The sequence below is a fragment of the Spirosoma sordidisoli genome (assembly GCF_004138325.1).
Lineage (GTDB): Bacteria > Bacteroidota > Bacteroidia > Cytophagales > Spirosomataceae > Spirosoma > Spirosoma sordidisoli.
The window spans coordinates 204412-227198 of record NZ_SBLB01000006.1 but is presented as its reverse complement, the minus strand read 5'-3'; the positions used below and the strand labels follow the sequence as shown (position 1 = coordinate 227198).

General features: G+C 55.7%; 15 protein-coding genes. 4 read left to right on the top strand and 11 right to left on the bottom strand.

Annotated features, from left to right (window positions below; all coding sequences use genetic code 11):
* Nucleotides 1–51: 51 nt before the first annotated feature.
* Nucleotides 52–3330, bottom strand: coding sequence for a SusC/RagA family TonB-linked outer membrane protein (locus EQG79_RS21260; protein WP_077921270.1), 3279 nt, complete (start codon nucleotides 3328–3330; stop codon nucleotides 52–54).
* A 489-nt stretch (nucleotides 3331–3819) separates the two neighbouring features.
* Between EQG79_RS21260 and EQG79_RS21255 the strand changes: the two genes are divergently transcribed.
* Complete coding sequence (locus tag EQG79_RS21255; RefSeq protein ID WP_129603813.1) at nucleotides 3820–5454, top strand: NFACT RNA binding domain-containing protein; 1635 nt, start codon at nucleotides 3820–3822, stop codon at nucleotides 5452–5454.
* Between the two features lie 42 nt (nucleotides 5455–5496).
* Here the strand turns inward: EQG79_RS21255 and EQG79_RS21250 are convergent, their stop codons facing one another.
* Nucleotides 5497–6705 carry a glycosyltransferase family 1 protein gene (locus EQG79_RS21250; RefSeq protein WP_129603810.1) on the bottom strand — a complete coding sequence of 403 codons (1209 nt, stop codon included), beginning with the start codon at nucleotides 6703–6705 and terminating at the stop codon, nucleotides 5497–5499.
* 132 nt (nucleotides 6706–6837) lie between these two features.
* Nucleotides 6838–8466, bottom strand: coding sequence for a sensor histidine kinase (locus tag EQG79_RS21245; RefSeq protein WP_161492751.1), 1629 nt, complete (start codon nucleotides 8464–8466; stop codon nucleotides 6838–6840).
* Between the two features lie 323 nt (nucleotides 8467–8789).
* Between EQG79_RS21245 and EQG79_RS21240 the strand changes: the two genes are divergently transcribed.
* Entirely contained in the window at nucleotides 8790–12167 is a 3378-nt protein-coding gene (locus tag EQG79_RS21240) for a T9SS type A sorting domain-containing protein (RefSeq protein WP_129603807.1), read from the top strand.
* 45 nt (nucleotides 12168–12212) lie between these two features.
* Here EQG79_RS21240 and EQG79_RS21235 read toward each other — a convergent pair whose 3' ends face one another.
* From EQG79_RS21235 to EQG79_RS21200, 8 genes are all read right to left on the bottom strand, one after another.
* The gene (locus EQG79_RS21235) at nucleotides 12213–12656 is read right to left on the bottom strand and encodes a VOC family protein (protein WP_129603804.1); all 444 of its coding nucleotides are present in this window, start codon (nucleotides 12654–12656) and stop codon (nucleotides 12213–12215) included.
* A 14-nt stretch (nucleotides 12657–12670) separates the two neighbouring features.
* Nucleotides 12671–14635 carry a M1 family aminopeptidase gene (locus EQG79_RS21230; protein WP_129603801.1) on the bottom strand — a complete coding sequence of 655 codons (1965 nt, stop codon included), beginning with the start codon at nucleotides 14633–14635 and terminating at the stop codon, nucleotides 12671–12673.
* A 52-nt stretch (nucleotides 14636–14687) separates the two neighbouring features.
* Entirely contained in the window at nucleotides 14688–15341 is a 654-nt protein-coding gene (locus tag EQG79_RS21225) for a DUF4230 domain-containing protein (RefSeq protein WP_129603798.1), read from the bottom strand.
* 109 nt (nucleotides 15342–15450) lie between these two features.
* On the bottom strand, nucleotides 15451–17064 hold the full coding sequence (gene rny / locus EQG79_RS21220; protein ID WP_077921262.1) for a ribonuclease Y: 1614 nt from the start codon (nucleotides 17062–17064) through the stop codon (nucleotides 15451–15453).
* A gap of 105 nt (nucleotides 17065–17169) precedes the next feature.
* The gene (locus tag EQG79_RS21215; RefSeq protein ID WP_077921733.1) at nucleotides 17170–17457 is read right to left on the bottom strand and encodes a cell division protein ZapA; all 288 of its coding nucleotides are present in this window, start codon (nucleotides 17455–17457) and stop codon (nucleotides 17170–17172) included.
* Nucleotides 17458–17505: 48 nt separating this feature from the next.
* Nucleotides 17506–17850: a hypothetical protein gene (locus EQG79_RS21210; protein ID WP_236648735.1), complete on the bottom strand. Its 345-nt coding sequence runs from the start codon at nucleotides 17848–17850 to the stop codon at nucleotides 17506–17508.
* A 38-nt stretch (nucleotides 17851–17888) separates the two neighbouring features.
* Nucleotides 17889–20339, bottom strand: a complete 2451-nt coding sequence (pheT, locus tag EQG79_RS21205) for a phenylalanine--tRNA ligase subunit beta (protein ID WP_077921261.1) — start codon at nucleotides 20337–20339, stop codon at nucleotides 17889–17891.
* 97 nt (nucleotides 20340–20436) lie between these two features.
* Entirely contained in the window at nucleotides 20437–20910 is a 474-nt protein-coding gene (locus tag EQG79_RS21200; RefSeq protein ID WP_317126259.1) for a DUF1684 domain-containing protein, read from the bottom strand.
* A gap of 365 nt (nucleotides 20911–21275) precedes the next feature.
* Here EQG79_RS21200 and EQG79_RS21195 point away from each other — a divergent pair, with 365 nt between their 5' ends.
* The gene (locus EQG79_RS21195) at nucleotides 21276–21683 is read left to right on the top strand and encodes a sugar 3,4-ketoisomerase (protein WP_077921260.1); all 408 of its coding nucleotides are present in this window, start codon (nucleotides 21276–21278) and stop codon (nucleotides 21681–21683) included.
* On the top strand, nucleotides 21680–22771 hold the full coding sequence (locus tag EQG79_RS21190; RefSeq protein ID WP_077921259.1) for a DegT/DnrJ/EryC1/StrS family aminotransferase: 1092 nt from the start codon (nucleotides 21680–21682) through the stop codon (nucleotides 22769–22771). Before EQG79_RS21195 ends, EQG79_RS21190 begins: the two co-directional genes overlap by 4 nt.
* Nucleotides 22772–22787: the final 16 nt, after the last annotated feature.

Here is a 22787-nt window from a genome sequence, read left to right as displayed (position 1 = left end):
GACAGGCGGGGTCTGGCGGGGCCAACTCCGCCTGTCATGACTCTGTTAGGGTTAGAAACCAAAGCTCAGTCCAACGTTGTAGCCGCGGGTAACCGGGTAGTTACCAACATCGATACCGAAGTTGGTATCAGCCGAGCCACCTACGGCCGGGTCGAGACCGCTGTATTTCGTGGCGGTGAACAGGTTGGTAGCCGACAGCGACAACCGCAGGCGGCTCAGGTTGATCCGGTCGAGCAGCGCGTTCGGGAACGTGTAGCCAACCGTCAGGTACTGCATCCGGGCGTACGATCCGTTCTCTACGTAGTAGGAGTTGATCTGCGTGTTGGTGCTGAAGTTGGAGGCCGACTCGAAAATGGGGATCGTGGTGTTCGTGTTCTGTGGTGTCCACGAATCTTTCACCCGCGCGCTAACGGCGGCTCCCGTAAACGACGGATAGAAATCGGTAAACCAGCGGGCGTTGTTGAAGATCTGGTTGCCCAGCGATGCGTACAGGTTGGTATTCAGGTCGAACCCTCTGTATTTCAGGGTCAGGGTAATACTACCGGTAAACTTCGGAATCGGGCTGCCCAGGAACTGCCGGTCGTTATCATCGATGGTTCCGTTGCCGTCGGTGTCGGCATATTTGAATCGACCCGGAGCCGCCCCACTCTGCGTGGGCGAACCCGACACGTCTTCGCGGCTCTGGAACAGGCCAACTACTTTATAACCGTAGAACGAAGACAGCGCGTGGCCAGGCTGGTTCCGCACTACCGCCGGCAGACGGGTACCACCACCGGTGAAGTAAGGAACCGATGGGTCGATGGCCGTAATTTTGTTGTCCAGAATGCTACCAATACCGGTAACCTCGTAGCTGAGATCGCCCGAAATAGTGCCGCGATTCGTGATCAGCAGGTCGATACCTTGGTTCCGCATACCGGCCAGGTTCAGGAACGGAGCGCTGGCCAGTGTACCCACAACGCCGGGCAGGGCCAGCTGATACAGCAGGTCTTTGGTATCTTTCCGCCATACGTCGAGCACAACCTCCAGCTTGTTGTTGAAGAACGCACCGTCGATACCGATGTTCGACGATACACTGGTTTCCCATTTGGCGTTCGGGTTGCCGATCTGGCTCCGGTAGAAGCCGGGGGCAATGGCCGTGTTACCGCCGTTGATGTCGTAGCCGTTACCGGGGTTCGACGCGTACAGGCTATACTGGTTGGTCGAGCTCAGGAAGTTGGAGTTCCCCATGAGCCCGTAACCACCCCGGATTTTCAGGTCCGAGATCCACGGCATGCTCTTCAGGAACTCTTCCGACGAAATACGCCAGGCGGCCGAGAAGGCCGGGAATACGCCGTAGCGGTTCGAGGCACCAAACTGCGAGGACCCGTCGCGACGAACAACGCCCGTCAGAATATACTTGTCGTTGTAGGTATACCGAACCTGACCGAAGAGCGAGTAGAAGTTGTTACCCAGGCCGTAGTAGCTGTTCACCAATCGCGACGAACCCGGCGTTGTGGTGCTCAGGGTCACGTAGTTCGGATCCGTGGTTGACGGGTTGATACCGGTACCGTTGATGCCCCGGCCACTTCCTGTATTCAGGGCTTCGATGCCGGCCAGCGCGCTGATGTCGTGGATGCCGAACGTCTTCTTGTACTGAGCCGTATTGGTGAACGTCCAGGCCAGACCCGTATTGGCGCCTTCGCCGTAGGTGTAGTTGGTGTTGTTCTCCGAGTTTTCGTACTGGGCGCGGCTGTAGAAGTTGTTGTAGTTGGCAAAGTACGTACCACCCAGGCTACTGCGGAGCGTCAACGCCGGAATCACGTCGTACTCGAGGTAGGCGTTACCGAAGCCAAACAGCGTGTAGTTCAGGTTGTCGGCTGAGCTCTGGCGATTGGCAACGGGGTTACGCGGGTTGTTGAAACCAGGGGCTTTGGTACCGGCATAGCCACCAAACGAGTTGTATACCGGAATGATGGGAGGCATCCGGAACGCCAGCAGTACGTCGTTTTCGTCTGACGCTACGCTGGAGTTGTTGTTGGTGTTGTTGCCCAGCGAGCTGCCGGTACCACCCTGCAGACCAGTCGCCGAAACGTAGGCAAACTGCAGGTTCTCGCCAAACCGGATTTTCTTGGTAACGTCAAATTCGGTATTGGCCCGGAAGGTGTAGCGCGAGAAGTTGTTGTTCGTAATGATACCCGCCTGATTCTGTACGCCCAGACTCAGGTAGTACCGGCTGTATTCGGTACCGCCCTGGAAACCCAGCGTATGCCGCTGCAGCGGAGCTACCCGGGTAATTTCCCGGTACCAGTCAGTGCCTGCTTTATTAGCCGGAATAACCAGGTAGGTGTTGTTGGGGTCGGTATTGTATCTGAGCCGTTCGGCTTCCAGATCAACCGAGCCAACCACGCCTACTGTATTGCCTACCAGGAGGTAGTCGGGAAGAACGGGGGTCTGGCCCGATCCGTACTGGCCGTTGGCAATACCCGTAAAGCTGTTGGGCCCTACCGTGCCACCGGCCTGGAAAATGTCGTTCCGACGCGCCTGCCAGGTCCAGTCGGCCTGCTCCTGCGGGTTCAGGATAGGCAGGCTTTTACCGGGATCGGTAGCGCCGAACAACCCGTCGTAGCTGACGCTCAGCTTCTGCGCACGGCGCTGTCCTTTCTTGGTGGTCAGGACGATAACGCCGGCAGCGGCCCGGGCTCCGTAGATCGAAGCCGAAGCCGCATCTTTCAGCACGGTTGTGGTTTCGATGTCGTCAGGAGCGATGAACTGCGCCGTCTGGGTAGGTACGCCATCCACTACGTAGAGTGGCTGGTTACCCCCGAACGAACCGAAGCCCCGCACCCGAATCTGGCTGCTCGTTCCCGGCTGCCCGTTGGTGATGACGGTTACCCCCGCCACGCGGCCCTGTAACTGCTGCTCGACGTTGGTCGACGGAACAACCCGCAACTGAGCAGGCTTTACCGTTGAAACGGCACCGGTTACGTCACGACGGTTTTCGGTCGAGTAACCCGTTACAACCACTTCCTGCAGAGCCGTGGCATCTTCGGACAGGGTGATATTGATGGTACTCTGATTGCCTACGGGGACTTCCTGGGTTTTGTACCCAATGGCCGAAACGACCAGTACTGGATTAGACCCCTGAACATTGATCGAGAACTTGCCTTCAGCGTCGGTAGCTGTACCGGTTTGCGTACCTTTCAGCACCACATTGACACCAGGTACAGCACCTTCTGCACTAGTGATTACGCCGGTAAGCCGACGGTCCTGAGCTTGCACGCTCAGAACGCAGAGCAGCATAAATGCGCTCAGGAGTGCAGGCTGTAAAAACCTGAGTAGCCTTGTCTTCATGAGGTTAACGGGATTGGATTATTTGTGTGATTAATTTGGTTGGGCTGTAAATCCCACAAATATTATATCTGTTAAATCATATTGCAAAGCCCTAAAAATAGAAATTTGACGCTATCTAACTTGTTAGAGTACAATTTCTAAGTATATATACCTATAAAAACTAGGTATTTAGTGTATAAATGTGATTAGCGATGAGAAATTAAAAAAAATTAATGTCAGCAGGAGTTGTCATCAGACAGCTTATTTGATTACAGAAGCTCTTTATTGGACTTTTTTGATACAATCAGCCAGGGGTGCCTGGCCGATGTATACGGGATGAGAAAATCAGATGCTTAAGCCGGTGATGCCCTGCGCATTAGGTATGTATCGATGAGCAACGTCTGGATGTATAGGTGTATATACGACAGCCCGCCGAAATAGCGATAAAATGATGGCAAACGGTTATGTATCGGATAGGCTTGCCCGCCAATCCTGTATCTTCACACAGTAATGCACACAAACTATTATTTTCTGCGTCAGCTGGCGCCTGCGCTCGAGCCGCACTTGGTGGGCCTGAAATTCATGGAATGCTTCAGCCAGGATCGGGATGAACTGGTGCTGGTGTTTGCGCAGGCGCGGGGTAAGATCAACTACTACAAGCCGTTCTTCATCAAGGCAACGCTCCGACCCGACTTTTCGGGACTGCTTTTCCCCGAAACAGTGCAGCGGGCCCGTACCAACAGCGTCAACCTGTTCGAGTCGCTGGTGGGTGAGGAAGGCGCCGGGCGGGCAGTAAAAGCCGTGACATCGTTTCTCAACGAACGCTGCCTGGCTATCCGACTCGAGGATGACTTTACCCTGTTGTTTAAGTTTTTTGGTAACCGCCCTAACCTGCTGGCTTTTCAGGGAAACGAGGTGGTGGATCTGTTTAACCAGAACCTGGCTACGGATAACCAGTTGCTGCTCAGCACTATGGATCGGCCTATTGATCAGTCGTACCAGGCGTTTGAGCGGGCTGGCTATACCTATCGCCCGTTGTTTCCTACGTTTGGCAAGGTGGTCAATGACTACATCGGTCAACAGCAGCAGCGATTGGGGATCGACAGCGCCACGGAGCCCGACCGCCTGTGGGCACTGGTTCAGGAAACGGTACGGGAACTGAGCGAACCCCGTTACTACCTGACCCGGTTCAATTACAAACCGGCCTTGAGTTTACTGCCCATCGACGGGCCGGACCCGGAGGTTCCCGTGCGGGTCTTCGACGATCCGATCGAAGCCGCCAATCGGTTTTTTATTGCCTATAATGGGCTTAACACCTTTGAGCGGGAGAAAGCCGAGCTGCTGCGGCTGCTGGACAAACGACGGCGCCGGGCCGCTGCGCAGATTGAGGCTACCATGCAGCGACTCATTGCGCGCGAGGAAGGGGTTTCGCACGAGGAAATGGGACATATCCTGATGGCCAATCTGCACGACATTCCGGAGGGGCAGGGCGGTCGATCACCTGAACGAATAACCTTATACGATTTTTACCGCGACCAGCCGGTTACGCTTAAACTCAAGCCCGACCTGAGCCCGCAGAAGAACGCCGAAAATTTCTACCGGAAGGCCAAAAACGAGAAAATAGAGGAGGAGCACCTGACGGGCCAGGTTGCCGACCGGGAGGCCGAACTGGTTCGGATCGATCAGTACAAACAGGCGCTGACCGACATCAGGACGCTGAAAGAATTACGTCGTTTTATCAAGCAGCACCACCTGATGGCTTCGGAAACGGGGGCCGTCGACGATGAAGCGGCTCCGCTTTTCAAGGAAGTTTTGGTAGACGGGTTTCGAATCCTGATTGGCCGCAATGCCAGAAACAACGACCTGCTCACCCAGAAATTCTCGTATAAAGATGACCTGTGGCTCCACGCCCGGGATGTTTCGGGCTCGCATGTGCTGATTAAATACCGGGCCGGGAAACCCTTTCCGAAAACGGTCATTGAACGGGCGGCCGAGCTGGCAGCCTGGTATTCGAAACGCCGGACCGATAGCCTGTGCCCGGTTATTGTAACCCCTAAAAAGTACGTCAGAAAGCCCAAAGGACTGGCCGAAGGGCAGGTTGTTGTCGAGAAAGAAGACGTCGTGCTGGTTGAACCGAGGGGGTAAGTGTAGAGCAGCGGCTAGTTAACCGCTGCTCTACGACCCGACTTACTGTTCTACCGCTACGTTCATTTCGGCGACCATGAGCCGGTGCATATCGTTCCAGGTCCGGTTCCAGGAGTTCTCGATCAGGAAGGTGTCGATAGCCGACCAGTCGCCGGGATGTTTGCCCGCCAGGGCCAGCTCGATAGCCTGTTCGAAGGCGTCGGCCGACTCCGCAATCAGGACAAAATCTTCGGTGCCGTACGTCCGGACAACATCGCGGATGGGGGTAGACACTACCGGCAGGCCAGCCGCCAGGTATTCGGGCGTTTTCGTAGGGCTGATATACCGGGTCGAGTCATTCAGCGCGAAGGGCAGCATGGCTACGTCCCAGTTGCTGAAATAAGTCGGTAATTCTTTATAGGCTTTCATGCCCAGGTAGTGAACGTTGTCACTCTTGGGCAGCAGGTTCGGATCGATTTTTACGACCGGGCCGATCAGGACAAAATGCCAGTCGGGCCGACGACGGGCCACCTCACCAATCAGGTCATAGTCGAACCGTTCGTCAATGACTCCGCTAAATCCAATCCGTGGATGAGGAATCGCCTGCTGATCGGCCGGGTCGGTCTGATTCTGACGCGCCGTTGAAAAGTGAGAGAAGTCAATACTGCTCGGAAACGCAAACACCCTGGGGTGCCGATGCTGCTTGGCTTCGTACAGGCTGTAGCCGCCCGTAAAGACAACGCCCGCCCGCTGCAAAAGCCGTTTCTCCTGCTCAAGCAGCTGAGGGGGAGCGCCCCAGAAAGCCGACAGTTCATCCATGCAGTCGTATACGGTTAGCTGTGGCTGAAGGTGATCGCTGAACAGCAGGGCCATGGGGGTATAATACCAGGCAATGAAGTCGGCAATGCGTTCGTCGGCCAGAAACTGATCAACCAGCTGCCGTTGCAGACGAAGTGCATCGGCGGGTGTAGTTCCGTGGGGCAGGTGCGGCACCAGCACGTGGAGTTGGTCGTCCTGCCGGCATACGCTCATGCGCAAACCACTGTTATCATAAATTGGCTCTTCAATAAACCAAACCCGATAATGCTGGGTGGCCCGGCTGAGTAAATGCTGCGGGCGCTGGTATACGAAGTTCCACCGCAAATGTGAAAAGCAAACCAGATCACGAACATCGCCGGTTTCGGGCAGAACAGGCGACTGAAGTGAGTTAACTGGTCGGTTGTGCTTATTGCTTAGTTCACGTGATGAGGACGCTGAGTTAATTACTGCCATAAACGTTTGTAGAGGATTGGGGATATAGCCCGATAGGCGCACAAATGTGTTGTACGAGCGTATATTATGAACCCGGCTACACCCAAAATGTTGGGGCCACGCTATGAATAGTGATGGAATGGAGTGAAGGGGTTACTGCATAGGTAGATACAGCACAAACGTGGCTCCTTCACCCTCACGGCTTAAGGCAGTGATGGTACCTCCGTGAAGATCGATAACTTTTTTGCAGATGGCCAGACCCACCCCCGTGCCACTAAAGTGCAGATTGCCGTGCAGGCGCTGAAAAATGGTAAAAATACGGTCGAGGTAGCGCTCGTCAAATCCGATACCATTATCGATCACTTCAACGATGGCGTACCGCCGACCCGACTGCGACACATCCGTAGCGGACAGTCCGGCGGGCAACTCGGTATCCGTGGCAACCCGACCCTGTACCCGTATGTGAGGCAACGGTCCACTGAGATGCTGACCGGGCTTCTGAAACTTCAGCGCGTTACTCATCAGATTCTGAAACAACTGCCAGAGCAGGGCCGCATCGCCCCAAACCGCCGGCAGCATGCCGATGTCTACCCGGGTGTTTCGTTCCTGAATGGTTATTTCGAGGTCATCCATGACCGAAGCCAGCAACTGGTTGAGGTCAACCAGCCCGAACGTGTCGCGGCTTCCCGACAGGCGGGCATAGGTCAGCAGGTCCTGTACCAGCGAACGCATCCGGCCGGCCGAGCGCTGCATCCGCCGAATCAGATCGCTGGCTGGCTCGCTCAGCTGGCTGGCAAACTGGCTGTTGAGCACATCGCCAAACGCGACGATTTTGCGGAGGGGCTCCTGCAGGTCGTGGCTGGCGACGTAGGCAAACTGCTCCAGATTCCGGTTCGATCGGTGAAGCTCCTGAACGGTTTCTTCGAGCTGCTGCCGAACCTGCTTTTCAGTTGTAATATCTTGAACCGTAGCCACAAAGCCGTCGTTCAGTCGGGTCAGGGTGATGTTGAACCAGCGGCCGAGCGCCGGGATGAACTCATCGAAATGGATCGGCTGGCCGGTTTCCAGCAGCCGTTTCAACTGTTCGACCCGCCCCGGACCGATGGGGTATATGTCGTTGAGCGAAAGCCCGACAAAGTAACTGCTGGTACGGCCGGTCTGCAGCTCGAACATCTGATTGACCAGCGTAATCTGAAAACCCGTTAGCTGACCGAGGCCGTCGCGAACGGTTTCAAACACCACGATGCCATGGGGTGACGAGTTCAACACCCCGTTGAGCAGGTTGGTCTGGCGGGACAGGCGACGGGCGGCCTGGTGAAGATCGCTGGTTTCGGAATACGACAGCATCACACCATCCTGCCCAAAGGGAGCTACCGACTGAATAACCCAGATGTCGCGGTGGTCTACGTTATAATGTTGCTCAACCCGTTGCGGTTTGCCGCTTTCGATGACATGAACGTAGGTATGAAAGAGAGCCGTATCGCGGATGGAGGGGAAAAAATCGGTCAGTAGCCGCCCCGTAATATCGTGAAGCTGCTCGGGATGACGCCGGAACGTATCGCGCAGGGCAATCTGGTTGATGAATTTGTAGCGAAAGTTAACAATGGCTCCCTGATCTGAATCGCCACTCCGGACCGCTACCAGACCAACCAGTCCTTCTACAGAATGATTGAGCACCTGCTGCCAGATATCGGCTTTTTCGTCGGGGGTAGAGCGATCGAAGCCGCGGGCATCGGGCAGATCGGGCAGGGCCGTTTTAGAGGTAAAGATTGATTGAGTCATGAAGGTTACGGTTGGTTGTGAAGAGAGGTACGTATCAGTACAACTATCAGTTTTACTGATTTCGTATAATTTTCCTCTTAAAGATAAACAACCGCTACTGACCGTACAATCAACAAAGCCGTCCATTTGAGAAAACGGTCGCAGGGCGTGACGAATGGTTGTTGATGACGCTTTTTTTATTGAACGGAGGGTAAACAACCGTCTGGTAAATTAACCGAAAGGCGGCCGTAATTTACTACTATACAGTATTTTGCTTCTGTGTATATTAACCCGGGAGTCGCGGTGACTCACCCAGGAGTTCATTCTATCTACACCAAGCTTTTATGAAAAACCTATACCAACGTACACGACGTTGTCTGCTGCTCACAGCAGCTTCTATCTGGCTGGCTACCGCATGGGCCCACGCACAGCGGGTCGATTCGCTGATGACGAAAGCCGATGTCATTGTACCGTTTCAGGGCGCCGTATCCGTCAACGGGTTTATCTACTACCTGGCCGACGATGGCAAAACCGGCTACGAACTCTGGCGAACCAATGGGACTACTGCCGGTACCCAAATCGTGAAAGATATCCGGGCGGGTAAGTCGAGTGCGTTTATCTCGGACTCGACATTTTACTACTATGCGGATTACAACAGCTCTACAGGACGCTACGATATCAGTCTGACCAAGCTAAAAAACAGCCTGAGAGCCTTTCGGCCATTTGTGCTTAACAATATACTTTACTTCTGGGCCGACGATGGCGTGAGTGGGGTTGAACTCTGGCGGTCAGATGGTACTGAGGCTGGTACCCGCCTGGTCGCTGATCTGATCCCCGGACCCATCAGCACCGGCAGTCAGTATGATATTCTGGTTGGCAGCGGGGGGTATCTGGGGGGCGTTAACGGAGGAGCTACCAGCGGTGGTTACTTTAGCAGTCGATTTACGGCCAATCAGAACAAGCTGCTGTTTTCTTCCAACAGTGTCAGTAATGTGGCCTGGGAAACAGACGGTACCGCAGCCGGCACCCGCGAAATAAACTATCAGGCTGTCAGGTACCGGGTCAATAGCCTGAACCAAATGCTGGTGCAGAACAATCAGATCTATACGCTGTCGTCCATCTATGATAAAGGCAGGTCTTACTACTCGCTGCTTCAGGATAATGGAACGGCGGCCCCTGTACCGCTGGTTGCCGGGAGCAGCGATTATCCTGATTTCGTGTCGGCCAGTACCCGGGGAGTTATCTATAGCACGTTTAAAAGCGACACGAAGCAGAGTAGTTTTACCCTTTTCCGCACCAATGGGTCCGGTAACCCGAACGTACTGCGGCAAATAGTGCTGCCCCGGCCGGCTAGTGGGAGCCGCAGCCAGTATGCCTATAACATGAATACGGCTGATAGACAGGGTCTGTTCCTCGTTTACGACCTACCCAGCTCGCCCGCCACCGGTAAGGGGTATTACGAGATCTGGCGGGCCGATCCGGCTACGGACAGCATCCGCCAGGTGAAGCGATATGAATTCAATCAGCTGTCTGCGCAGGCCTTTACCAAAGGAGACGAACGGTTCTACACCCTCTATGACGGCCCGGCCAGTAAGCTTATTGTTACGCATACGGCCGACTCAACCGGTGGTCCGTTCAACCGGTTTACGATTTCGGCGCTCGACAACCGTACCGGAGCGCTGCAGGTGCTGGACGATAACCTTTCGCAGTGGTCCATCCAGTCCCTCAGGCCCGATGGGAAGGGCGCTGGTACGGGTGGCAAGTGGATGATCGTAAGCCGTAAGGGGACCAGAGATCCTTATACGGTCTGGTTAACCGACGGACGTACCAAACAGGTTATCAAGTCGGTAGGGGCTTACGATTTTGGCCCGGCCATTTACCCGACCGACGCGGGTCTGTTCGGCGTCGGTTATATCTCGAATTACGATAAAGACCGCAAGCTGATCGGGTATAAAGTCGACGTCTGGCAGCTGGACAGTACCGCGGCAGGCACTGTGCGGGTTGGTCAGATCAATAACTACCCGGGTGGGGTAGGTACGGTAGTGTCGCGTAATGGGACGCTCTACGGGCTGAGTGGAACGATCCTGAAACTTACATCGGCGCCAGCCGATAGTATCCGGCGGCTGGCCGACGTTCGCAATTACGGAGAAATAACCTCCGTTCAGGTCAACAACGAGTCTGTGAACAGTTTGCTGGGTACGATCAACGGCATTCAGATCGGGAAGCGATACAATGGCGACAACCTGCTGGCCATTGATGCGGCTGCGTCACCCCGCCAATGCCTGATTACGGCTTTCCCGACGACCAGTAGCCGCGACCGGCTCAACAACTGGAACAGTCGGGTTATCGTTCTGGCTCCCGGTAAGGATAGTCTGATGACCCTGAAACGGCAGGCCAGTACCAGTGGCTACCGGGGCGATATCAGCCAGATCTATTACCATACGCTACAGTGGGTGCGCGATAGTACGGTCGTGCTTCAGTCGGGGCTGGTCGATTCGATACGGGTACGGCAGCCGGGCATCTACCAGCTCAGCCTGCGGGGCGTGGCCGACGGATGCTCCGCCAACAGCACCTTTCAGGTGTATAACGACCTGCCCAAAGTACAGATACAGCGCCGGAGTTCCCCTGCCAGCGGAGGAGGAGCCTATCTGGTGGCTACTGTATCGGGTGGCTACCCGTTCAACGTCAACGGCACTACCCCGTACTACAACAGCGTATGGGAGTACACGGCTCCCGACGGCGCGGTGAAGCCAATCCCGGGCGGACAGGTGTACGCGGCCGGTAAAGGTATCGAGTTGAGCAATGTCAGCATCAAAGACAGCGAGCTGGGAACCTACAGCCTGAAAGTAACCGACTATGCAACCAGCACGGCCGTATCTACGCTGACGGTAGATGCCGCTGCGGTGGGTTTCAACGCCGATGCCAGCTCGGCCTACGATCGAAAAGGAGCCTGTGCGGGTAGCCCGGTCTCTCTGTCTACTACAGTAACCGGTGGTAAAGCGCCCTATACGGTTCGGTGGCTGGTACGCGGGCAGGTGGTGTCGGGGCTGTCGGGGCTGAATCCGACCTATACTGCCGTTACCTCCCAAACGGCGGTGGTGAATCCGGACTACACATCCTACATCGCCGAGATTACCGATGCCGACGGGCGCAAGGTGCTTTCCGACGATGTGCTTATTCCGGTGTATCCGGCACCGATGGCCACCCTCGCAGCCAGCAGTTCGGCGATAACGGCCGGTCAGTCGGTGACGCTCACCGCGACCAGCGCCAATTACCAGTACCCGACCTATGCCTGGGCTAAAGACGGGGCTGTAGTAACCGGTGTAGCCGGACGCTCCCTGACAGCTACCCAGGCTGGCGTCTATTCGGTTACGGTTGGGTCGGGTACGCCGGAAAACTGCCGAACCACGCTGAGCACAACCCTACGGGCTGGGGCGGGTCGACTCCCGGCCCTGGAATTTGGCCAGCCTGACGCCGGTCTGCTCGTGATGCCTAATCCATCTGACGGGCTAACCCGGCTAAATCTGACACTACCCCGGCCGTCGTCGGTCAGCGGTGCTATTGTCGATCAGCAGGGCCGGACCATTCACCAATGGAACGACACCCGCCTGCTCTCGGCCGTTAACGCCGACATTGATCTGTCGGCCTGGCCAGCGGGGGTTTACATGATCCGAATCGAAGCCGGCGGCAGGGTCTATACCAGAAAGCTGGTGAAGAAGTGAGAAATAACAAGGGGTTGCTGACTCATCAGCAACCCCTTGTTTGTATCAGTAACCGGTTGTGGGTTTTTTGCCTTCGTTCAGTTCGAACAGGTAGCCGTCCGGGTCGGCGAAGTAAAGCTGAACCACGCCGTCGAAGCGGACCTGCCGGTGGTAGGTTATGTTTTTGGCCTTCAGAAAGGCTTCGGACTGACCAATGTTATCGACAAACAGGGCGAAGTGGCTACCGTTCCGATCGTGGGTGATGGTTTCGGTACGGCCGTCGAGCAGGTGAATCATCTGACCATTGCCCAAATCGAACCAGGCCCGGGTGGCTTTCAGGTTGTCCGGAACAGGCACCGGTTTCAGGCCCAGCACCTCCCGATAAAATGTGGCGCTGGCCGGAATGTCTTTCACATGCAGCGCCAGGTGATTGAACCGGCTGATACCAAGCTTATCCTGACCGAGTACGGTACCGGTCGTAATCAGAAAAATAAACAACAGCTTTTTCATAGTCAGGAAAGCGCCTAACGAATCAGAACTACCCGGCTCTGGCTACCCGCTTCGGTGTTGATGCGAATCGTATACGACCCCGCCGACAGGCCTCGTACACCGATGGCCCGGCTATGTACGCCCGGCGGTAACCGCTCGGTTGGCGTGGTTCGTACGAGCTGGCCGAGCAGGTTTGTCAGGGATAAAGTAACCGGCCCGGCAACCGGGGTGGCGAAATCGACGGTGAGCGATTCGGAGGTGGGGTTAGGGTAAACGCGCAGTTCCGAAGTAGTCGGTTCCGGAAGGGCCGTAACCAGATTGGGAAGCACCGTGGCTTCTGTTGACTTCAGCAGCCAGTTGTCGGGGTCTATAACCACCCCCGTAACCGCCCCCCGGGTGGGCAGCGTATAGGTCTGGTCGGCCCGGTCGTTCAGCACCGTAACCGTAGTATCGCCCACGGCCGACTGAATGCGAATCTGTACCGGCATGGTAAACGAAGCGGGGTTGGTGGCGGTGGCGTTGCGCTGTTCCAGCCGTACGGTTATCGTGCTGGCCGAGGTGCCCGCACTGACCGTAGCGCGGTAGGTGGGGTAGCCTTCGCCACGAATCCACTGCCTGAAGAAATAATCCAGATTTTGCCCTGAAACCTGTTGGGCTATTGCTTGAAAATCTTCCGTTACGGCCGTGTTATACGCCAGGTTAGGGGCCTCTGCATACGCGCGGAGCGTGCGAAAAAAACGATCGTCGCCCAGGACCCACCGAAGCATATGCAGCACGGTAGCTCCTTTGGAGTACGTTCGGTTGCCGTCGAAAATATTGTCCACCGATGAAATATCCTGGACATAGAGGCTCCCCCGGGCGTTGCGGGCACCGCGCAGGAAGTTGTTCATAGCCGTGGTGTACGAGCTGCGCCCCCCGCTGGCTTCGGCATAAAGCGCTTCGGCGTAGGAGGCAAAGCCTTCGTTTAGCCAGATACTCTGCCAGTCGCGGCAGGTGATTTTGTCGCCAAACCACTGGTGAGCCAGTTCGTGGGCAATAATGCTGGTACTCCAGGCTCCCATCGACGAAAGGGTCTGATGCTCCATGCCGCCCCCCCAGCCGAACTGGGCGTGCCCGTATTTCTCCCGGAGGAACGGGTAAGGCCCGAACAGCTCCGAGAATACCCGCAGCATATCGGTGGTCCGGTCGAGGTTGGTTCGGATGCTGGGCAGGGTTTCCGGATAGACGTAATGCGTAACGGGCATGCTTTGCCCCTGATAGGTAAAGGGTGTGTCGTAGCGCGTATAGTTGGTCATGGCCAGCGAAATCAGGTACTGGGCAATGGGGTAGCTGTTGCGCCAGCGGTAGGTGCGGGTGCTGTCGGGGTTGTCGGTGGTGCCGAGCAGGAGGCCGTTCGATACCGAAACAAATCGCTTGTCGGCGGTGATGCTGACGGCCGAAGAGTCTGCTTTATCGGCGGGCGTATCCTTGCAGGGGAACCAGTCGCTGGCGCCGTAGGGCTCGCTCAGAGTCCAGATAACGGGCGCGTTGTTGGGGCCGTGGGCCGAAAAGGCAAAACTGCCGAACCCACTCTGGCTGGCGGGGTTGCCCTGGTAGTATACGGTAAGGCTAAGCGCCTGCCCCAGGCTGAGCGGTTGCGGGCTCGTGATGGTGACCCGATCCGTTGATCGCGTAAAGCTGAGCCGACGGCCGGCGCTGGTTACCGAATCGACGGTGAGCTGGGGTTTTAGATCCAGGAAAAATTGATTCAGGCTGGCAGCGGTACTTTTGAGCCGGATGATAGCGGCTCCGCGCAGGTAATTGGGCGTATGGGTCAGGCGCAGGTCGAGGCCGTAATAAGTAATATCGATGGTGGCGTCGCCGGGGTAGGCGACCCGCGCCCGGGCGTTGGTGGCCAACCGCCCAAAGTAACGCACCTTACCCGATTGGCAGGAGGCCTCTTCGGGGGTCTGGCCCATTGCCAGAAAAGGAACTAGAATAAGCAGGTAGAGGACGCGCATAATACCGTTTGTTGAGCAGATACAGCACAACAACGACGGCAACGGCAGAAAGTTATGAGCCGCCGGGTAGTTGTTTGTGTGCGGGTGCGGGTTCTTCGGCACTGGCTTTCAGCGCGTCCAGCCGACGCTGATCGGCTTCGGGGAGCTGGAGCTGCCACCCCATCGATGAGGCCAGCTGGTACATCATATACTGAATCTGGTTGTTGGCAATCTTGGGCAGGTCGCTCTGCAAAGCCCGCTCGTTCATAGCCTGCTTGGCATCGTCGAGGATCTTGGTGTAATCGGCGCTGTTGAAGTGATTCAGATAACCGGCCTGAATGTCGTAAAACTTATAATCGGTATCGATAGAGAGGACCTCCGGCTCCGGGAAGGATTCGATGATGAGCTTTTTCTCGCCGGATTCGGGCAGGCGGAAGCGTACTTTCGCAAAATCGAACCCGACCAGTACCTTCGACTTGGCGATGATCATGGCTTTCTTGGGATCGTTCAGCAGATACAGGATTTTCTTTTGATCCTGGTAATTGTAAATCTCCGAGAAATAGCCCTCGGCCATAACGACCTTACATACTTTTTCGATGCGTTCCAGCAGGAGCACCGAATCACGCCGGATATCGGTAACGCCAGCGCGGGTACGGAGGGCGTTGGCCAGCGCTACCCCTCCGCCTGCTCCAACGAGCAGCAAAAGAACCGTTGTCAGAAAATCCATACGGCCTAAATGTAAACGGAAAAATGGATAATGAATAATGGACAGCAAATAATGAGGCTGGTGGCTCCCATTACTTACTGTCCATCAGACAGTATTCACGAAGGGTATCTTACTTGGCGTAGGCTACGGCCCGCATTTCGCGAATGACCGTTACTTTGATCTGGCCCGGGTACTGCATTTCCTTTTCGATCTTTTGCGAGATTTCGTAGCTCAATACCCCCGCGCGCTCGTCCGATACGTGGTCGGCATCGACCATGATCCGCAACTCGCGCCCGGCCTGAATGGCGTAGCATTTGGTAACGCCGGGGAAGTTGCCGGCCAGCTCTTCCAGCTCCTTCAACCGTTTGATGTACGACTCCATCATCTCCCGGCGGGCGCCCGGGCGCGACCCCGAAACCGCATCGCACACCTGCACGATGGGGGAGATCATGCTCGTCATTTCGATCTCGTCGTGGTGAGCCCCGATGGCGTTGATTACCTCCGGGTTCTCCTTGTATTTCTTGGCCAGCTCCATGCCCAGGATCGCGTGGGGCAGTTCGGCTTCTTCGGGCCAGACTTTACCAATGTCGTGGAGCAGACCCGCCCGTTTGGCCAGTTTGGCGTTCAGGCCCAGTTCGGCGGCCATCGTAGCGCAGAGCTTGGCTACTTCGCGGCTGTGCTGAAGCAGGTTCTGGCCGTACGACGACCGGAAACGCATGCGCCCTACCATCTTGATCAGTTCGGGGTGCAGGCCATGAATGCCAAGGTCGATAACGGTTCGCTCGCCGATCTCCACAATTTCATCTTCGATGTTCTTGCGGGTTTTGGCCACGATCTCTTCGATACGGGCGGGGTGAATCCGGCCGTCCTGCACGAGCCGGTGGAGGCTCAGGCGGGCAATTTCGCGACGAACCGGGTCAAAGCCCGAGATGATAATAGCTTCGGGAGTGTCGTCTACGATGATTTCAACGCCGGTAGCGGCTTCGAGCGCGCGGATGTTACGGCCTTCCCGACCGATTACTTTACCTTTTACGTCGTCAGATTCGATGTTGAAGACCGATACACAGTTCTCGATGGCGTGTTCGGTAGCGGTGCGCTGAATGGTTTCGATGACTACCTTTTTGGCTTCTTTGGTAGCCGTCAGCTTGGCTTCTTCAACGATATTTTTGATGTAGGAGCTAGCGCGGGTTTCGGCTTCGGCCTTGAGGGTATCGATCAGTTGCTCCCGCGCCTGGTCGGCCGAGAGACCGGCTATTTTTTCGAGCTGGGCTACCTGGTCGGCCAGCATCCGGTCGGCTTCCTGCTGCCGGCGGTCTACCTCTTCCCGACGACGGTTGAGTGCATCGATTTGCTGCTGAAGGCTGTTCTTCTGCTGGTTTAACTCGTTACGCTGCTGGTTCAGCTCGCCATCGCGGGCGCGTTGCTGTTCGGCCTGCTGGTTGAGCTGCTGCTCGCGTTGCTTGAGTTTGTTCTCGTTCTGCTGAAGTATATTTCGTTTCTGATTGGTCGTCTCCTCAAATTCGGCTTTTAATTTCAGGTACTTTTCCTTGGCCTCCAGTATGCGGTCTTTCTTAATCGTTTCGGCCTGAGCTTCCGCATTTTTCAGAATGATGGCTGCCTGATCTTCTGCTTCTTTCTGACGCTTCGATGACACGCGGGACAAGAGCTTGCGGCCCACGTATATGCCAATGCCGATCATGACAATATTGTCAAGAAAGAGCATTAGCCAGTTTGTTGTGTTCATTGGACTGATATCGTTAGGGTTGAACAAATAACCATCAACCTGTCCCGATACGAGTGCCTTCAATCTTAACTCGGCGTTTGGGGTGGGGTAGCCCGCTGGTCTTCTTTATGTTGTTATGGCCGGTGTAACGACCTGATCTAATTGAGTTATTTTGTCAAATACCATTTGCTGTAAGCGTTGCATATGTCGTTCTCCTCTGAGCTTAGTCACTAAGCAGTCGAAGGCGATCCTAGCCAGGGCGTCCTGAGTTTCATTGATGCCCATTTCCCGGTATTGTTTCAGTTCTTCCTGAATCAGCTTGGCGGCTTCGCGCACGATAGCTTCCGACTCCGGCTCTACAAACAGCTTGTAGGTTCGGTCGGCTATTTTTACGCGAACTGGCAATTCTTCCATCGCTGCGGTCGGCTCAGGCGGGGCCAAAACCCCGGAGCTAATTTGGGTTTATGACAAACTACTCAAATGAGCAATACACCGTTCTAATTCCCGGATATACTCGTCGAGCTGCTTTTTTAACGCGGCATTCGTATCTGTTCCAGACAGATTGTTTTGTACAAGTTTACCAAAATCTTTTGACTTTGGCGTCTTTTTTTCAGAATTAACTTGTTTTTTCTGTAACTCTTTAACGAGCGATTGTTGTTCCTTAAGGCGCTCGTTCAGCGTTGCATTTTCCTGTTCCAGCCGCTTGATTTCCTGCTTGCCATTATCCAGTATACCCTTCAGTATCTGAACCTTATGAGTCAGTTGTTCAACGAGGGCGATGATCTGATGCTCACTGGCCACGGTCATAGCAGGGGTTAGGCGTGAAGGAAGCGACTACGTTGCTTTTATTTCCGGATAACGGCACCCAGATCCCGCTCAAAAGCGGTTATGAGCCGTTGCATCGTTTTATCAATGGCGCCGTCAGTTAAGGTCTGGGTAGCGTCCTGTAGAATAAAACTAACGGAGTACGATTTCTTGTCAGCCCCTAGGTTAGCCCCCTCGTAGGTGTCGAATACGTTGAGCGAACGCAGCAGCTTCCGCTCGGTCTGACTCGCCAGCCGACTGATCTGCTCGAACGTAACGGCTTTGTCGATCACCAGCGAGAGGTCACGTCGAACCTCCGGAAACCGGGATACCTCTTCGTAGCGGGTCTTGCTGCCCGCCAGTTTCAGCAGGGCGCTCCAGTCGAAGTCGGCGTAGAAAACCGGCTGCTTCAGGTCGACCAGCTTCGTAAGTTTAGGCTGTACCAGCCCCAGACTGACCAGTGGCTTTTTGTTCACCAGGTAAGTCAGCCCGTACTGGAACAAGGTCGGGTCGGCCGGCTGGGTATCGACCGATTTGACCCGAAACAGGTTGAGAACCCGCTGCACAGCCGTTGCCAGATCATGGTACTCGACGGGCTGGTTCTTCTGGCGCCAGCTCTCGGCCTGCTGGTTACCGACCAGCGCCAGGCTCAGCCGCATCCGTTCAACGTATTTCACGCTGCCGTCGTCGGCGGTGGCTTTATGATAGACCTTGCCAAACTCAAACGTTTTCAGATCGCGCTGCCGACGGTTGATGTTGTAGACGAGCGTTTCGAGGGCCGAGAACAGCAGCGTTTGCCGCATCACCGACAGATCATCGCTCAGGGGGTTGAGCAGGGTCACGTCAGCGCCGGGAAGTGTCTGGCGGATGGCGTCGTGGTAAGCAGGCCGGGTGAGCGACAGGGTCAGTATCTCATAAAAACCGTTGGCCGCCAGGAGCTGCCCAATCCGGTTCTGCCACTGGTCGGGGTCGGTTTTAGGAAACTCCGAAAGCGAGTCGGCGGCCAGCACCGGCGACAGCGGTACGTTATCCAGGCCGTAAATGCGCAGGATCTCTTCGATAACATCGGCTTCGCGCGTTACATCGACGCGGTAAGGGGGTACGACCGCTACGAAGCCCTCGCTGGTCTGCTCATCGGCCGTGATGTCGAGCGCGTCCAGAATCCGGTGAATCTCCGTGTGGTCGATGCGGATTCCGATGAGCCGGTCAATATTCCGGTAGCGAACCAGCACCCGGAAGGGGGCGATCGGCGACGGATAAAGATCGGTAATGGCCGACGTGACCCGGGCGTCCGGACCGGCTACTTCCAGAATCAGCAGCGCGGCCCGCTTCAGCGCGAATACCGGCATGTTGGGGTCGGTACCCCGCTCAAACCGGAACGAAGCATCCGTTTTCAGCCCGTGGTACTGGGCCGTTTTGCGCACCGACGTAGGGGCGAAATACGCCGATTCGAGGAAGATACGGGTAGTCTGGCTGGTCACGCCCGACTGTTGACCGCCAAACACCCCCGCAATGCACATGGGTTTCTCGGCATCGCAGATCATCAGGTCGGTGGCCGACAGCTTACGCTCAACCCCGTCGAGGGTAACGAAGGGTGTTCCTTCGGGTAACGTTTTGACCACCACCTGATTGCCCGCAATCTGGTCGGCATCGAAGGCATGCAGAGGCTGACCAAGATCATGGCAGACAAAATTGGTGATGTCGACAACGTTGTTGATCGGCTTCAGGCCAATAGCGATCAGCCGCTGCTTCAGCCACTGGGGCGACTCCCGAACGGTCAGACCGCTTATTGTCAGTCCCGTATAGCGCGGGCAGGCCTCGGTATCCTCTACCCGTACGTCGAGGGTGAAGTCGGTACTATGCACCGTAAAGGCATCGACAGACGGCAGGCGAAGCGGCCGGTTGAGGGCTGCTTTCAGGTCGCGCGCTACACCAAAATGGGAGGCTGCATCGATCCGGTTGGGCGTCAGGCCTATGGCAATCTGATAATCGGCTTCGAGGTTAAAATACCGGGCGGCTGGCGTACCGTTCGGCAGATCGGTGTCGAGCACCATGATGCCGGCATGCGACTGACCCAGCCCGATCTCATCTTCAGCGCAGATCATGCCTTCGGAGACGGCTCCCCGAATTTTGGCCTTCTTGATCTGGAAGGGTTCTGCCGGCCTGCCGTCTGCCGAGCGGGGGTACAGAGTGGCTCCCACCAGAGCCACCACCACTTTCTGACCCGCGGCTACGTTGGGCGCTCCGCATACGATCGGTAACGGCTCGGCCGCGCCCACATCGACCGTTGTGAGGTTGAGCTTATCGGCGTCGGGGTGTTTGTTGCAGGTCAGTACCTGGCCAATGACCACGCCGTTGAGGCCGCCCGGTACGGCATCGATGGTGTCGATTCCTTCTACTTCTAAACCCGTAGCCGTCAGTCGTTTGCCAACTTCTTCGGGCGATTCGGGCAAGTCAATGTACGCTTGCAGCCATTTATAGGAAACTTCCATGGAGGGACAAATTCAGGCTAAAAATGGTGCAAAGATAACTGCCTGTACGCAGTGGGCAGTAGGCAGTTGACAAAAAAAGCAGAAGAGTATGGCAGGGTTAGTCGTGTTCCTGATACCGCTCTCCGGCCTTCACGGCAACGGGTAATGTGTTCTCCGCAGGTGGAATAGGGCAGGCGTAGCTGGGGTTATAGGCGCAGTAGGGATTGTAGGCCGTATTGAAGTCGATTACGGTCTGGGTTCCGGTTAGGGCGTCGGCTTCGAGATCGAGGTAGCGCCCACCACCGTAGGTTTCCTTACTAGAGGTGGCATCGCGGAACAGGATCGAATACGTACCGTCGGTTGCCTGAACGATCAGGAGTCGGCAGGCTTCGTCCTGTAGGCTGAAGACCGCATGGGCGTACTTGCTGTAGACTTCCTCGCTGCCATCACTCATCCGTACGATAATTTTTTGGGTTTTATCGGCGAAGGGTTCGAGCCGGGCTTGCACGCGATACGCCGGATCGGGCGGAAAATATAACAATCCCGTAAACTTTGTTTTGTCCGAAATAGGCGACTCCGCGTTGGTGCGCATGTAGTCGTTTTTCTTGGTTCTGTCAGATTCTACTTCCTTTTTGTACAAAACCGGATCAACTGCAGCCGATGAATGCGACGATTTTGCACCCGTGCCGTTGTCGGACAGAGCCAGATAGAGTAGTATTGCTCCCAACAAGCAGACTCCTATCCACAGCAACTGAGTAGTTTTCATGTATTAAAAATCTAATTTTCGTAAATGCTCAAATGTCAATATTACTAAACTAAGCACGAAGGCTGTACTGACTTCCCACTAACTTCATAGAGGATTTAATCCCTTTTTAATATATTTAACCTCTGAAAGTCAATATGGTGTTCTGGCCACGATTCAGCGTATCATGGCCCAATAAACTAAAACATTACAAAATGCCCCAACTGTACGAACTCAAAACCTTTGCGTCTGACAAAGGTAATCTAACCGTTTTTGAGGGAATTATACCTGGTACCATAGAACGGGTCTTTTACATTTATCAGGCTGGTCAGCATGCCCGGGCCGGACATCGGCATCACCTGGCCTGGAACGCTCTGATCTGTGTGAGTGGCAGTTGCCGGATCTATACCAACAACGGTCAGGAGGAACAGTACTTTATATTGAACGACCCCCGGCAGTGTCTGGTACTGCATCCGGAAGACTGGCACACTATGGACGAGTTCACCGACAATGCCATCCTGCTGGTCGTCTCCAACCAACGGTACGACAAAGATGACTATATCTACGAACCGTATACCAACAATCTGAACGTTACACAGTCGGTGCTGGCTGAGTCGGAATGATCCCGTTTCTGGATTTAGAACGCATCAACAAACCCTATCAACCAGCCCTGCGCGAAGCTACTGAACGAGTTTTGTTGTCGGGTTGGTACATTCTGGGCCGCGAAGTGGGTCGGTTCGAGCAGGCCTTTGCTGCTTACTGTGGTACCCGGCATTGCATTGGCGTAGCTAATGGACTGGATGCGCTCACGCTGGTGCTGAAAGCCTGGGATTTCCCGCCGGGCAGTGAAGTCATCGTACCATCCAACGCCTACATTGCATCGGTGCTGAGCGTGACGCTGGCTGGACTGGTGCCGGTTTGGGCAGAACCCGATCCGGCTACCTGCCTCCTCGATCCGGCGGCTGTGAAGCGGTTGATAACGCCCCGAACCCGGGCTATTCTCCCCGTTCATCTGTATGGCCGGTGCTGCGACATGTCGGCCCTTATGGCACTGGCGGCTCAGTATGGGCTGAAGGTACTGGAAGATGCCGCCCAGGCCCACGGGGCGATCGACAGGGGCCAACGAGCGGGTAATCTGGGCGATGCGGCCGGCTGGAGTTTCTACCCGAGCAAGAACCTGGGCGCTTTGGGCGATGCCGGCGCGATAACCACCAATGACGATGAACTGGCCGACCGGCTGCGGGCGCTGCGGAACTACGGCTCGGCGAAGAAGTATGTCAACGATCGGATCGGTCACAACAGTCGGCTCGACGAGTTGCAGGCGGCTGTGCTATCGGCCAAACTGCCGGGACTCGACGCCGATAATGACTACCGCCGGGCGCTGGCGCGGCTGTATCTGGCTGGCATCACCAACCCGGCCGTGACGCTGCCCCCGGCCGACCAGATCGATCAGGATGTCTGGCATCTGTTCGTGATCAGGCACCCCCGTCGCGATGACCTGCGGGCGTATCTGAACGCGCACGGCATAGGAACCGACGTGCATTACCCAATCCCACCGCATCAGCAGGGGGCGTATGCGTCGGAGTCGCATCGGTCGCTGCCGATCTCCGAGCGGTTGCATCGGGAGGTGGTAAGCCTGCCCCTGAACCCGGCCATGACCGAAGCCGACGTTTCCTATATTATCGACGTTATTAACAAACAGGAAGGGTAACAGGACCCCGTTTCCC

What these genes read in the sequence shown, in the direction of transcription:
- EQG79_RS21235 (WP_129603804.1), bottom strand. Translation starts at nt 12,656, where the DNA reads ATGAAAAAGCTGTTGTTTATTTTTCTGATTACGACCGGTACCGTACTC.
- EQG79_RS21190 (WP_077921259.1), top strand. Translation starts at nt 21,680, where the DNA reads ATGATCCCGTTTCTGGATTTAGAACGCATCAACAAACCCTATCAACCA.
- EQG79_RS21245 (WP_161492751.1), bottom strand. Translation starts at nt 8,466, where the DNA reads ATGACTCAATCAATCTTTACCTCTAAAACGGCCCTGCCCGATCTGCCC.
- EQG79_RS21240 (WP_129603807.1), top strand. Translation starts at nt 8,790, where the DNA reads ATGAAAAACCTATACCAACGTACACGACGTTGTCTGCTGCTCACAGCA.
- EQG79_RS21210 (WP_236648735.1), bottom strand. Translation starts at nt 17,850, where the DNA reads ATGACCGTGGCCAGTGAGCATCAGATCATCGCCCTCGTTGAACAACTG.
- EQG79_RS21230 (WP_129603801.1), bottom strand. Translation starts at nt 14,635, where the DNA reads ATGCGCGTCCTCTACCTGCTTATTCTAGTTCCTTTTCTGGCAATGGGC.
- EQG79_RS21250 (WP_129603810.1), bottom strand. Translation starts at nt 6,705, where the DNA reads ATGGCAGTAATTAACTCAGCGTCCTCATCACGTGAACTAAGCAATAAG.
- EQG79_RS21200 (WP_317126259.1), bottom strand. Translation starts at nt 20,910, where the DNA reads ATGCGCACCAACGCGGAGTCGCCTATTTCGGACAAAACAAAGTTTACG.
- EQG79_RS21225 (WP_129603798.1), bottom strand. Translation starts at nt 15,341, where the DNA reads ATGGATTTTCTGACAACGGTTCTTTTGCTGCTCGTTGGAGCAGGCGGA.
- EQG79_RS21215 (WP_077921733.1), bottom strand. Translation starts at nt 17,457, where the DNA reads ATGGAAGAATTGCCAGTTCGCGTAAAAATAGCCGACCGAACCTACAAG.
- EQG79_RS21260 (WP_077921270.1), bottom strand. Translation starts at nt 3,330, where the DNA reads ATGAAGACAAGGCTACTCAGGTTTTTACAGCCTGCACTCCTGAGCGCA.
- EQG79_RS21255 (WP_129603813.1), top strand. Translation starts at nt 3,820, where the DNA reads ATGCACACAAACTATTATTTTCTGCGTCAGCTGGCGCCTGCGCTCGAG.
- pheT (WP_077921261.1), bottom strand. Translation starts at nt 20,339, where the DNA reads ATGGAAGTTTCCTATAAATGGCTGCAAGCGTACATTGACTTGCCCGAA.
- rny (WP_077921262.1), bottom strand. Translation starts at nt 17,064, where the DNA reads ATGAACACAACAAACTGGCTAATGCTCTTTCTTGACAATATTGTCATG.
- EQG79_RS21195 (WP_077921260.1), top strand. Translation starts at nt 21,276, where the DNA reads ATGCCCCAACTGTACGAACTCAAAACCTTTGCGTCTGACAAAGGTAAT.